The 12854-nt window shown below is 63.4% G+C and carries 9 protein-coding genes; all 9 read left to right on the top strand.

Annotated features, from left to right (window positions below; genetic code table 11):
- Positions 1–121: 121 nt before the first annotated feature.
- The 9 genes from PAE61_RS00755 (at position 122) to gltS (ending at position 12829) form a co-directional block, all read left to right on the top strand.
- Complete coding sequence (locus tag PAE61_RS00755) at positions 122–1189, top strand: HlyD family secretion protein (RefSeq protein WP_035745651.1); 1068 nt, start codon at positions 122–124, stop codon at positions 1187–1189.
- On the top strand, positions 1186–3924 hold the full coding sequence (gene rbbA, locus PAE61_RS00750; protein ID WP_107978778.1) for a ribosome-associated ATPase/putative transporter RbbA: 2739 nt from the start codon (positions 1186–1188) through the stop codon (positions 3922–3924). Before PAE61_RS00755 ends, rbbA begins: the two co-directional genes overlap by 4 nt.
- 7 nt (positions 3925–3931) lie before the next feature.
- Positions 3932–5044 (top strand): ABC transporter permease, encoded by a 1113-nt coding sequence (locus PAE61_RS00745; RefSeq protein WP_271112076.1) that lies wholly within the window; start codon positions 3932–3934, stop codon positions 5042–5044.
- 5 nt (positions 5045–5049) lie between these two features.
- Positions 5050–6129: an alpha/beta hydrolase gene (locus PAE61_RS00740; RefSeq protein WP_271112075.1), complete on the top strand. Its 1080-nt coding sequence runs from the start codon at positions 5050–5052 to the stop codon at positions 6127–6129.
- Positions 6130–6447: 318 nt separating this feature from the next.
- Positions 6448–8205, top strand: coding sequence for a PHA/PHB synthase family protein (locus tag PAE61_RS00735; protein WP_271112074.1), 1758 nt, complete (start codon positions 6448–6450; stop codon positions 8203–8205).
- Positions 8206–8209: 4 nt separating this feature from the next.
- On the top strand, positions 8210–9604 hold the full coding sequence (locus tag PAE61_RS00730; protein WP_089258481.1) for a bifunctional enoyl-CoA hydratase/phosphate acetyltransferase: 1395 nt from the start codon (positions 8210–8212) through the stop codon (positions 9602–9604).
- Positions 9601–10770, top strand: coding sequence for an acetate/propionate family kinase (locus PAE61_RS00725; protein WP_035745643.1), 1170 nt, complete (start codon positions 9601–9603; stop codon positions 10768–10770). The genes PAE61_RS00730 and PAE61_RS00725 overlap by 4 nt, the downstream gene beginning before the upstream one ends.
- Positions 10767–11531, top strand: coding sequence for an enoyl-ACP reductase FabI (gene fabI, locus PAE61_RS00720; RefSeq protein ID WP_035745640.1), 765 nt, complete (start codon positions 10767–10769; stop codon positions 11529–11531). The genes PAE61_RS00725 and fabI overlap by 4 nt, the downstream gene beginning before the upstream one ends.
- A 92-nt stretch (positions 11532–11623) precedes the next feature.
- Positions 11624–12829, top strand: coding sequence for a sodium/glutamate symporter (gene gltS, locus PAE61_RS00715; protein ID WP_271112073.1), 1206 nt, complete (start codon positions 11624–11626; stop codon positions 12827–12829).
- The last annotated feature ends 25 nt before the right edge of the window (positions 12830–12854 follow it).

Genomic DNA, 12854 nt, shown 5'->3' with positions numbered 1-12854 from the left:
TTTTGCGCGACAATACAGGTTTTTACCCTGTCATCGAGCGTTGACAACAGGGGAGCGTAGGGCGAAGACCGCATCGGGACATGCGCGAAGCATCCATCAGCACAGCAATCAGAGGCAGATCATGGCAAAGCCCGGCAGAAACACCATTATTCTGGGCGGCCTGGCCGTTGTCGCCGTGCTTGGCTGGCTGGCCTGGGACCGGCTGCAACCCGCCGGTCTGCCGGCGGGTTTTGCCAGCGCCAATGGCCGGATCGAGGCGACCGAGGTGGATATCGCGGCGCTCACCGGCGGCCGAATCGCCGAAATCACCGCTGCCGAAGGTGACATGGTCAGCGCAGGCGATGTGCTGGTGCAGATGGACGTGGTGCAGCTGAACGCACAAAAACGTCAGGCCGAAGCGCAGCTTGCCCGCGCCGAAATCGGCGTCGAGACAGCAAGGGCGCTGGTCGCTCAGGCCGAGGCACAAGAGCGCGCGGCCCGGGCCGCGGTTGATCAGGCAGGCTCGGTTGCCGATGCCGCGTCGCGCAGGCTTGAACGCTCTGAGCAGCTTGCAAAGACCAGTGCGATCTCGCAGCAAGTGCTGGATGATGACCGCGCCCGGGACGCCCAGGCCCGCGCCGGTGTGGCCTCGGCCGAAGCCAGCCATGCGGCAGCGCTGGCGGGGGTCAGCAGCGCGCAGGCGCAGGTGGTCGATGCAAGTGCGGCCGTCGAGGCGGCAAAGGCGTCGATTGATGCGATCCAGGCCTCTCTGGACGACGCCACGCTGAAAGCGCCGCGCACGGGCCGGATCCAGTATCGCATCGCACAAGAGGGCGAGATTGTCGGCTCTGGCGGGCGGATCCTCAGCCTTGTCGATCTGGGCGATGTCTATATGACGGTTTTTCTGCCGACATCGCAGGTCGGCCGGGTGCAGGTCGGATCAGAGGTGCGCCTTGTCATGGATGCGGCGCGGGAATTCGTGATCCCGGCCACGGTTTCCTATGTTGCCGATGTGGCGCAGTTCACGCCAAAGACGGTCGAGACCGCCGATGAGCGCGAAAAGCTGATGTTCCGCGTCCGTGCCCGCATCGACCCCGAGCTGCTGTCGCGGCATATCGAATATGTCAAAACCGGCCTGCCGGGCATGGCCTATCTGCGGCTTGATCCGGATGCCGCCTGGCCTGACTTTCTTTCCAATGTCGTGAAATGACCGGCTCAGTTGCCGGGGTCTCCGGCCTGACGCTGCGCTATGGCAAGGTCACGGCGCTTGACAATGTGACGCTGGAGATCCCTGAGGGGCGCATGGTCGGGCTGATCGGGCCAGACGGGGTCGGAAAGTCCAGCCTTCTGTCGCTGCTGGCCGGGGCACGTGTGATCCAGCAGGGCAAGGTCGAGGTTCTGGGCGGCGATATGCGCGATGTGGCGCATCGCAACCGCGTCTGCCCCCGCACCGCCTATATGCCGCAGGGTCTGGGCAAGAACCTCTACCCGACGCTTTCGGTCGAAGAGAACCTTGATTTCTTCGGCTCGCTTTTCGGTCATGACAAGGCCGAACGCGAGCGGCGGATCACCGATCTGCTGGCTGCGACCGGCATGACGCCGTTCCGGTCGCGCCCGGCGTCAAAGCTGTCGGGCGGCATGAAGCAAAAGCTGGGTCTGTGCTGCGCGCTGATCCATGATCCCGATTTCCTGATTCTTGACGAGCCGACCACCGGCGTCGATCCGCTGTCGCGCCGCCAGTTCTGGGATCTGATCGACCGCATCCGCGCGACACGGCCGGGGATGAGCGTGATCACCGCCACCGCCTATATGGAAGAGGCCGCGCGCTTCGACTGGCTGGTTGCGATGAATGCGGGCCGGGTGCTGGCCACCGGCACCACCAGCGATCTGCTGTCGCGGACCGGGGCCGACACGCTTGATGCAGCCTTCATCGCGCTTTTGCCCGAAGAAGACCGGGGCGAAGACAGTGCCGTGGTGATCCCGCCGCGGACCACCGATGACAGCGATATCGCCATCGAGGCCGAGGGGCTGACGCAGCGCTTTGGCGATTTCGTGGCGGTCGACAATGTTTCCTTCCGCATCCCCAGGGGTGAGATTTTCGGCTTTCTGGGTTCGAACGGCTGCGGCAAGACGACGACGATGAAGATGCTCACCGGGCTTCTGGAGCCGAGTGAGGGCCGGGCAAAGCTTTTCGGCCATGAGGTCGATGCAAGCGATCTGTCGGTGCGCCGCCGGGTCGGGTTCATGTCGCAGGCCTTCTCGCTCTATTCCGAGCTGACGGTGCGTCAGAACCTTGATCTGCACGCGCGGCTTTTCGATATGGCGGCCGAGAAGATCCCCGCCAGGGTTGACGAGATGATCGCCCGGTTCGATCTGGGCGACGTGACCGACAGCCTGCCCGAGGCGTTGCCGCTGGGTATCCGCCAGCGGCTTTCGCTGGCGGTGGCGATGATCCATGCGCCCGAGATCCTGATCCTTGACGAGCCGACCTCGGGGGTGGACCCGGTGGCGCGCAACGGCTTCTGGCGCATTCTGGCGGAACTTTCGCGCAAGGATGGCGTGACGATCTTTGTCTCGACCCATTTCATGAACGAGGCGGAATGGTGCGACCGCATCAGCCTGATGCATGCGGGCAAGGTGCTGGTCTCGGACACCGCCGAGGGGATCACGAAAGCCAAAGGTTGCGCCACGCTGGAAGACGCGTTCATCGCCTATCTTGAAGAGGCGATTGGCGAGACGGCACCCGCCCCCGCCGCTGCGCCCGAGGCCGCGCCCGAGGCCCCCGCAGCCGGGGTGACCCATCACGCGCAGCAATCCGGCTTCAGCCTGCGGCGACTGCTTAGCTATTCGCAGCTGGAAAGCCTGCAATTGCAGCGCGATCCGATCCGGCTGACCATGGCGTTGGTCGGCAGCCTTCTTCTGATGATCGTGGTGGGGCTGGGCATCAACATGGATGTCGAGGATCTGACCTTCGCCGCCCTTGACCGCGACCAGACCACCACCAGCCGCAATTATATCGCCGATATTGCGGGATCGCGCTATTTCATCGAACAGCCGGCCCTGACAAGTTACGACGAGATCGACGCAAGAATGCGCTCGGGCGAGCTGGCGCTGGCGATCGAGATCCCGCCCGGCTTTGCCGCCGATATCGCGGCAGGCAGGGATGTGCAGGTCGGGGCCTGGTTCGACGGCGCCAACCCCAGCCGCGCCAATACGGTGCAGGGCTATGTGCAGGGCATGCATGCCGACTGGATCACACGTCAGGCGCGTCAGCTTTACGGTGACAAGGCGAGCGGCGGCAGTTTCGAACTGGTGACCCGATACCGCTACAACCCCGACGTGCGCAGCCTGAATGCGATGGTCCCGGCGATCATCCCGCTGCTTTTGCTGATGATCCCGGCGATCCTGACCACGCTTTCGGTCGCGCGTGAACGCGAACTGGGCTCGATCATCAATTTCTACGTCACGCCGGTGACGCGGCTGGAATTTCTGCTTGGCAAACAGCTGCCCTATATCGCGCTGGCCATGCTGAATTTCTTCCTGATGATGGCCATGGCGGTCACATTCTTCGCAGTGCCCTTCAACGGCAGTTTTCTGGGCTTTACCCTTTCGGCGCTGATCTATGTCACCGCGACCACGGCGCTTGGTTTTCTGGTGTCGGTCTTCATCGCAAGTCAGGTCGCGGCGCTGTTCGCGACCGCCATGCTGACGATGATCCCGGCGGTCAGCTATTCGGGTTTGATCGACCCGGTCTCTTCGTTGTCGGGTTTTGGCCGGGTTCTGGGCGAGATCTACCCCTCGACCTGGTTTATCACCGCCGCGCGGGGGGCTTTCTCCAAGGCCTTCGGAATGGCGGAACTGGCCGGGCCGATGCTGGCCATGGGCATCGCCATTCCGGTGATTATCGGGCTGGCGGCGGCCTTCCTGAAAAAACAGGCGAAGTGAGGGGCGGATGAACCTGCGCAACACCTTCAATCTGGGCGTCAAGGAATTGCGCGGGCTCTGGCGCGATCCGGTGATGCTGGTGCTGATCGTCTATTCCTTTTCGCTCTCGATCTGGACCTCTGCGAACGCCTCGCCCGAGGCGCTGATGAATGCCGCGATCTCGATCGTGGATGAGGATCAGTCGCATCTCTCCGCCCGCATCACCTCGGCCTTTTATCCGCCCTATTTTGTCGAGCCGCAGATGACCACGACGGCCGAGATGGATCGGCGGATGGATCAGGGGCTGGATACTTTTGCGCTGAACATCCCACCGGATTTCGCGCGCGATGTGCTGGCCGGGAAAAACCCGGCGATCCAGCTGAATATCGACGCGACAAGGATGAGCCAGGCCTTCACCGGCGGCGGCTATATCCAGCAGATCGTGTCCTCCGAGGTTTCGGAATATGTGGCGGGCTACCGGGCCGAGACCGCGCTGCCGGTCGATCTGGCGCTCCGCGCGCGGTATAATCCCTCGCTGGATCCGAAGTGGTTCGGGGCGATTTCCGCCGTGATCCAGTCGATCACCATGCTGTCGCTGGTGCTGACCGGCGCGGCGCTGATCCGCGAAAAGGAACATGGCACGGTCGAGCACCTGCTGGTCATGCCCGTCACCGCGACCGAGATCATGTTTTCCAAGATCTGGTCGATGGGGCTGGTGGTGCTGCTGGGGTCGATCTTTTCGCTAAGTGTTGTGGTGCAGGCGCTGATGGCGGTTCCGGTGCAGGGCTCGGTCGTGCTGTTTCTTGCGGGCGCGGTGCTGATGGTTTTCGCCATGACGGGGCTTGGAATTTTCCTTGCCACCATCGCCGGGTCGATGCCGCAATTCGCGCTTTTGCTGATGATGGCGCTTTTGCCGCTGCAGGTGCTGTCAGGCGCGATGACGCCGCGGGAATCCATGCCAGAGATCATCCAGACCATCATGCTTGCAGCCCCCAACACGCATTTCATCATCCTCTCGCAGGGCATCTTGTTCCGAGGTGCGGGGCTTGACGTGGTCTGGCCCCAGTTCGCGGCGCTGGCGGCGATCGGGGTGGCGCTGTTCTGGCTGGCACTGATACGATTCAAGAAATTCCTGCGGTAAGGCATATGTTGGGCCGCCTGCTTCTGATCCTGACGCTTGCGCTTGCAGGCTGCGCTGCGCGTCCGGGGCCGGAAGTTCTGGCCCCCGATGCCGGTGCCCTGCCCGAGGGCGCCCGCCTTGTCCGGGTGCTGACCATGACCACCCGCGCGCCCGAGGCAAATCTGCCGGGGGCCTTTGGCGACTCTCGCTCCATCCGGCCAAGCTGGCTGGAATACGCGGTCTCGGTGCCGCCTGGCCATCGGCCGGGAAAGATTGAATGGCCGGATCGCAATGGCAGCAGCGCCGACCGGAATTTCGTGGTGCGCAGCCGGCAGACGCTTAGCCGTGACGCCTTTGCAAAGCGTCTCTCGCGCGAGGGGGTCGGGCTTTATGTCCACGGCTTCAACACCCGCTTTCATGAGGCCTTGTTCCGCACCGCGCAGCTTTCGGTCGATGCGCATATCGAGGAAAAGCCCGTCCTTTTTACATGGCCCTCGGCAGGCTATCCGGGCGCCTATCTGGCTGATCGTGACGCGTCTGACTTTTCCCGCGCGGCGCTTGCCGATCTGCTGCGGCTTTTGACAAAGGGTCGGTCCGCTTCCGACGCGGTGCCGGTGCTGGCTCACAGCATGGGCGCGCGGCTGACGATGGAGACGCTGGTGCAACTGCGTCTTGCCGGGCGGGACGATGTGCTGGACCGGATCGAGGTCATCCTTGCCGCCCCGGATATTGATATCGATCTTTTCCGCGCCCAGATGGTCAGCCTTGGGCCGATGAAGCATCCCATCACGGTGCTCGTCTCCTCGGACGATCTGGCGCTGAAACTGTCGTCGCAGCTTTCGGCACGTCGGATACGGCTTGGGCTTGTCGATGTGCGTGATCCGGCGGTCCAGCGCCTGGCGGTCGCGACCGGAATACGGATCGTGGATATTACCGATATTCCGACCGATGATCCCGCCCACAGCCGCTATGTCGGCCTGCTTTCCGGCGAGGCCGGGGCTGTGGTTGAAAACACCCTTTTCGGTGAGGTACGCTTGGCGGGGGCCTTTGTCTTCAATCAGGTCGGTGGTGTCTTCACTGGCATCGGTGATGTGCTGGCGGATTGAGGCCGCGGCCTTGGCCCGGCGTTGGTGCCAGCGGCATTGGCCGGGTCATGGCCTCGACGTCGCGCCGTTTTGCCGGTAATCGTCCATGATGATCAGGGCAGGGACAGGGGATTCCGTGTCCGCCGCCGGACGCCGATGCTTTGCCTGTTCAGTCCGGGGGCGGCTGTTTCGGCGGTTTGACGGCGCTTTACGACATGTCGTCGGCATCGGGCCTTGGGCGCAATGCCTATGTTCAAGAAAAATCTTGAACTCTTTGATTTCAATCAACACTCGTTGATAGTTCTGTGCTAACTTCCGCCGGTAAATTGGAGACGCGACATGGCCCTTACTCCCAAATCAGATGGCTCGGGTGCAACCGGCGATGAAAGCCTTGGCATCGAGGCTTTTCAGGCCGTTGACCGCATACGAGAGGCGCTCTCGGGACAGCTCAGCGGCGGGGTCTCGCCCGGCTCGCTGATGATGGCCTATGTCGACTGGGCCTTTCATCTGGCGCAGGCACCGGGCAAGCAGATGGAACTGGGCGTCAAGGCGGGCCGCAAATGGCAGCGTCTCATGGCGCATCTGATGGCCTCGGCGATGGATCCGCAGGCCGCGCCGGTCATCACGCCCTTGCCGGGCGACCGCCGTTTCGCCGGTGAAGCCTGGGCGAAACCGCCCTTCAGCTGGATGTCGCAGGCTTTCCTGCTGCAGCAGCAATGGCTGCATAACGTCACCCATGAGGTTCCGGGCGTGACGAAGCACCACGAGGATGTGGTGTCTTTTGCCGCGAAACAGATCCTTGATGTCTGTGCGCCTTCGAACAACCCTTTTACCAATCCCGAGGTTGTGGCACGGACCTGGGCTACCGGAGGCATGAACCTTGTGAAGGGCTGGCAGAACTGGCTGCAGGACGTCGTCCGCCAGATCCGGCAGGAGCCGCCAGAGGGTGTCGAGGCCTTTACACCGGGTCGCGATGTGGCGGTGACGCCGGGCAAGGTAATCTTCCGCAACCACCTGATCGAACTGATCCAGTATACGCCCACGACAGAAACCGTGCACCCCGAGCCGGTGCTGATCGTTCCGGCCTGGATCATGAAATACTATATCCTCGACCTCAGCCCGGAGAATTCACTGATCCGCTGGCTGGTGGCGCAGGGCCACACGGTTTTCGCCATTTCCTGGCGCAATCCGGGTGCAGAGGATCGTGATCTGACGCTGGAGGATTATCGCCGGCTGGGCGTGATGGCCGCGTTGGATGAGATCACCCGTCTAATGCCCGATCAGAAAATCCACGCCACCGGCTATTGTCTGGGTGGCACTTTGCTGTCGATCGCGGCGGCTGCCATGGCGGGGAAGGGGGACGCGCGTCTCGCCTCGCTGACGCTGCTTGCCGCGCAGGTCGATTTCGCCGAACCGGGCGAGCTTGCGTTGTTCATCGACCCAAGCCAGCTGCATCTTCTTGAAAGCATGATGTGGAACCGCGGCTATCTCTCTGCCGATCAGATGGCGGGGGCGTTTCAGCTTTTGCGCTCGAATGACCTCATCTGGTCCCGGATGGTGCGCGATTACATGATGGGCGAGCGGACGGCGATGAATGATCTCATGGCCTGGAATGCCGACAGCACCCGGATGCCCTATCGGATGCATGCCGAATATCTGCGCAGGCTTTATCTGAATAATGAGCTTTCTTCGGGACGCTTCACCGCCGGGGGCAAGACAGTTCTGTTGCAGAACATCCGGGTGCCGATCTTTGCCGTCGGGACCGAGCGCGATCATGTCGCACCCTGGAAGTCGGTCTACAAAATCCACCAGTTCACCGATTGCGAGGTGACTTTCGCGCTGACGTCGGGCGGGCATAATGCGGGGATCGTCTCTCCTCCCGGTCACCCGCGCCGCCGCTACCGGCTGGCGACCCGCGCCCATGACGACGCGCTTTTGCCGCCCGAGACCTGGGTCGAGGCCAATCCTGCAACCGAGGGTTCGTGGTGGACGCCCTGGCAGGCCTGGCTTGCCGCGCGTTCGGGTGCCCCCGCCACGCCGCCCGCAATGGGCAACGCGCTGGCAGATGCGCCCGGCACATATGTTTTCCAGAGGTGACAAGATGACCGGCACTCTGACCAACTATCTGTTTCACCAGATGAAAATCGGCGACCGCGCCAGTCTTGTCCGCCACGTCGGTCCCAAGGATATTGAATTGTTCGCCGCTGTTTCCGGCGACGCCAACCCCGCGCATCTGGATGCCGGTTTCGCCGCCCATGGGCCGTTTGGCCATGTCGTGGTGCACGGCATGTGGACTGCGGCGCTGATTTCGGCGGTGCTGGGCACCCGCCTGCCGGGGCCGGGGACGATCTATCTCGACCAGCAGATCCGCTTTAACAAGCCGGTTTCGCCAGGCGATACCATCACCGCCGAAGTTGAAGTGGCCGAGCTGATCGAGGGCAAGAACCGTGTCCGCCTGACGACCACCGCCCGCAATCAGCGGGGCGAGGTGGTGCTTTCGGGCGAGGCGCTGGTGCTGGCCCCGGTCGAGCAGGTGACCTGGGTGCCGGGTGACCTTCCCGAGGCGGTGGTCCTGCCGAAGGGGCGCTGGCAGGGCTTTGTCGAAGAGGCCCGCGCATTGCCCCCGGTGCGGGCGGCGGTGGTGCATCCCTGTTCGAAATCCGCGATCCTTGGCGCGATCGAGGTGCGCGACGAAGGCCTGCTTGACCCGATCCTGATCGGTCCCGGCGCAAAGATTCGCGCGGCGGCCGCCGAGGCCGGGGTCTCGCTTGACGGCTTCCGGATCGAGGAGACAGAGCACAGCCATGCAGCGGCGGCGCGGGCGGTGGAACTGGCGGCCTGTGGCAAGGTCCAGGTGCTGGTCAAGGGCAGCCTGCATTCCGATGAACTGCTTGCGGCGGTGGTTTCGAAAAGCGGCGGCCTGCGCACCGAACGCCGGATCAGCCATGTCTATGCGATGGATGTGCCCGCCTATCGCAAGCCGGTGATCGTCACCGATGCCGCGATCAATATCGCACCGACATTAGAGCATAAGCGCGACATCTGCCAGAATGCCGTCGATCTGATGCGGCTTCTGGGGCGCGATCAGCCGAAGGTCGCGGTGCTGGCGGCGGTCGAGACGGTGAACGCGACGATGCCCGCCACGCTGGATGCCGCCGCGCTGACGGTGATGGCGGCTCGAGGCCAGATCACGGGCGCGCTGGTTGACGGGCCGCTGGCCTTCGACAATGCGATCAGCCCCGAGGCGGTGGCGACGAAGGGCATCGTCTCGCAGGTGGCGGGCGAGGCCGATATTCTTCTGGTGCCGGATCTCGAGGCCGGGAACATGCTTGCCAAACAGCTGATCTATTTCGCGGGCGCCACGGCCGCGGGGCTGGTTCTGGGCGCACGGGTGCCAATCGTTCTGACAAGCCGGGCGGATCCTTTATCGGCCCGCATCGCCTCGGCTGCGCTGGCCAAGCTGGTCGCGGTCCGCAAAGCGGAGGGGAAGGCGTGACCCGCGATCTGATCCTGACATTCAACACCGGATCCTCGACTATCAAGCTGGGGTTTTACGCACTGGAGGCCGCCGCGCCGCGCCCGCTGGCCTCGGGCGTGATCGATTTCCGCGATGAGCCTTTCGAAGTGCGCCTGACGCGCGAGGGCAAGACCTTTTCAGGCCCGATCACAGCGGATCCCGGCGATCTGACAGCCGTGCTGAACCAGGCTTTTGCCTGGCTGGCCGGGCATTTCAATCTTTCGCGCCTTGCGGTGATCGGCCATCGGGTTGTGCATGGCGGCGATGTCTTCACAGGACCAGCCCGGATCACCGATCAGGTGATCGCGCAGATCGACGCGCTGGCGCGGCTTGCGCCGCTGCATCAGCCGCAAAGCCTTGCGCTGATCCGGGCGATGCGGGGGCTTTACCCCGATGTGCCACAGACAGCCTCTTTCGACACGGCGTTTCATGCCACCAACCCGCCCCTGATCCGCCGCTTTGCCCTGCCGCGCGCGCTTTATGATCAGGGGATCAAGCGCTATGGCTTTCATGGTCTCTCCTACCGCTATATCGCCGGGCAACTGGGCGATCTGGCCACCGATGCAAAGGTGGTCGCCGCACATCTGGGCAGCGGCGCAAGCCTTTGTGCGATCCGGGGCGGCAAGAGCATCGACAGCTCGATGGGGTTTTCGACGCTGGACGGCATCCCGATGGCGACGCGTTCGGGTGCGCTGGACCCCGGCGTGATCCTGCATCTGATGGGCGAAATGGGGCAAAGCCTGAAACAGGTCGAGACCATGCTCTATCGTGAAAGCGGCCTTCTGGGCGTGTCGGGTTTCGAGGCTGACAGCCGCGAGCTGATGGCCAGCACGCGCCCAGAGGCTGCCGAGGCGATCGACCTCTTTTGCCTGCGCATCGCGGGCGAGGTGGCACGGTTGGCGACCAGCATGGGCGGGATCGATGCGCTGGTCTTCACGGCAGGAATCGGCGAGCATCAGCCCGGTATCCGCGCCCGTGTCGCCGCGCGGCTGGCCTGGCTTGGGGCAGAGCTTGACCCCGATGCCAATGAAGCAGGGTCGCGCAGGATCAGCACCGCCGCCAGCCGGGTGCAGCTTCTTGTCATTCCGACCGATGAGGAAAGCATCATCGCCCAGGAGGCCGTCAGCGAAGAGGCAGCGACATGATTGATCTGAAAGGCAAACGCGGCCTCGTGGTTGGCGTGGCGAATGAGGCCAGCATCGCCGCCGGTTGCGCCAGGGCCTTTCGCGCGGCGGGGGCAGAGCTGGCGCTGACCTTTCTTAATGAAAAGGCCCGGCCATGGGTCGAACCCGTGGCGCAGGAAGTGGGTGCGCCGCTGTTCCTTCCTTGCGATGTGCGTGAACCCGGCCAGTTGGAAGCCGTGTTTGACCGCATTACCGCTGAATGGGGGCGGCTTGATTTTCTGCTTCATGCCATCGCCTTCGCCCCGCGCGAGGATCTGCACACCAGCGTTGTCAACGCTTCGGCCGAAGGTTTTGCGACGGCGATGGATATCTCTTGCCACTCCTTCCTGCGCATGGCGCGGCTGGCGCGGCCTTTGATGCAGGCGGGTGGTTCGCTGATCACGGTCAGCTTTTACGGCGCGGATCGGGTGGTCGAGAATTACAACCTCATGGGTCCGGTAAAGGCCGCGCTGGAGGCTTCGGTCCGCTATGCGGCGGCCGATCTGGCGGGCGAAGGGATTCGTGCCTTTTCGCTTTCAACCGGTCCGGTCAAGACCCGCGCCGCCTCGGGGATCGACCGGTTCGATGCGCTGATGGATAAGATTCGCGCCCGTACGCCTGCGGGAAAACTGGTAAGCATCGAAGAGATCGGTACGCTGGCGGCCTTTCTGGCAACCGAGGCCGCAAGTCCCATGAGCGGATCGGTGGTCTATGCCGATAACGGATTTCACACCACCGCCTGAGGCAGGCGCGGGGCCCCGCCCTTGACCGGAAGGCGGATCCGGGGCAAAGCGGAATCAACATCAGTTGACAGCATTCTGACAGGCGCCGCCGCGTGACCTTCTTTACGGTTCATCCCTTCCATTCCTTCAATCTTGCCGTGGTCTTGCTGATCGCGGGCAAGATCCTGACCCTGAACATTGATCTTCTGCGCCGCTATTCGATCCCCGAGCCGGTGGCGGGCGGCTTTCTCTGTATCGCGGTAACGGGGCTCCTCTGGGCGCTGTTCGATCTGAAGGTCTCATTCGAGGTGGGGATCCGTGATTTCCTGCTGCTGGTGTTCTTTGCCGGTATCGGGCTGAAATCCGATATCCGCACGCTGCTTGCGGGGGGCAGGCCGTTGGTGATCCTGTTGATCCTTGCGACCAGCTTCATCCTTTTGCAGAACTTCGCGGGGATGGGGCTGGCGAGGCTCTTTGGAATGGAGCCGAAGGCCGGGCTGATGGTCGGCTCGGTTTCGCTGACCGGCGGCGTTGGCACCACGCTGGCCTGGGCACCGATATTCGCCGAAAAGCTGGGGATCACGAATGCGCTGGAACTGGGGGTCGCGGCCAATACTGTCGGGCTAATCGCGGCCTGTGTGATCGGCGGGCCGATTGCGGCGCTCCTGATCCGGCGGGGCGGGCTGAAGGCGGAAAACAAGCGCGATCTGGACATCGGCGTTCCGAATGAGGGGCGCGCGGTCCGGATGGATTACTTCTGCATCCTCTGGTCGATCCTGGCGCTGAATGTCACCGTGCTGATCGGGCTGGCGCTGCATGAGGCGATCACGGCGGCCGGCGTCACGCTTCCAGCCTTTGTCAGCTGCCTTGTCGCGGGGATCGTGCTGCGCAACCTTTTGCCGCTGGCCCCGAGGCGGTTAGTGCGGCGGATCTGGCCTGGGGTCGATGATGCGCTGGCGCTGATCTCGGATCTGTCACTCGGGCTTTTCCTGATCATGGCGCTGATGGGCCTGCAGGTCTGGGAGCTGAACGGCGTCCTTCTGTTCATTACCGCCGCCCTTGTGATGCAGATCCTGCTGACGGTCGGATTCACGATTTGGGTCGTGTTCCCCGCGATGGGGCGCGATTATGAGGCGGCGGTGATCTCGGCCGGGTTTGGCGCTATCACGCTCGGCTCAACCGCCACCGCCATCGCCAATATGACCGCCGTGGCGCAGCAACATGGCGCGGCGCACCGGGCCTTTGTGATCGTGCCGCTGGTCTGCGGCTTTTTCATCGATATCGTCAACGCGCTGATCATCTCGGCGCTGGTCGGCTAGTGTCGCGTTGCCCTTAAATGGGCTC

The organism is Paracoccus aerodenitrificans, from assembly GCF_027913215.1.
Classification (GTDB): domain Bacteria; phylum Pseudomonadota; class Alphaproteobacteria; order Rhodobacterales; family Rhodobacteraceae; genus Paracoccus; species Paracoccus aerodenitrificans.
This window is presented reverse-complemented; position numbering and strand designations above follow the sequence as displayed.

Bases quoted from the DNA above. Each gene is read 5' to 3' on its own strand.
- rbbA (WP_107978778.1), top strand. From the start codon at position 1,186: ATGACCGGCTCAGTTGCCGGGGTCTCCGGCCTGACGCTGCGCTATGGC.
- fabI (WP_035745640.1), top strand. From the start codon at position 10,767: ATGATTGATCTGAAAGGCAAACGCGGCCTCGTGGTTGGCGTGGCGAAT.
- PAE61_RS00735 (WP_271112074.1), top strand. From the start codon at position 6,448: ATGGCCCTTACTCCCAAATCAGATGGCTCGGGTGCAACCGGCGATGAA.
- PAE61_RS00755 (WP_035745651.1), top strand. From the start codon at position 122: ATGGCAAAGCCCGGCAGAAACACCATTATTCTGGGCGGCCTGGCCGTT.
- PAE61_RS00740 (WP_271112075.1), top strand. From the start codon at position 5,050: ATGTTGGGCCGCCTGCTTCTGATCCTGACGCTTGCGCTTGCAGGCTGC.
- PAE61_RS00730 (WP_089258481.1), top strand. From the start codon at position 8,210: ATGACCGGCACTCTGACCAACTATCTGTTTCACCAGATGAAAATCGGC.
- PAE61_RS00745 (WP_271112076.1), top strand. From the start codon at position 3,932: ATGAACCTGCGCAACACCTTCAATCTGGGCGTCAAGGAATTGCGCGGG.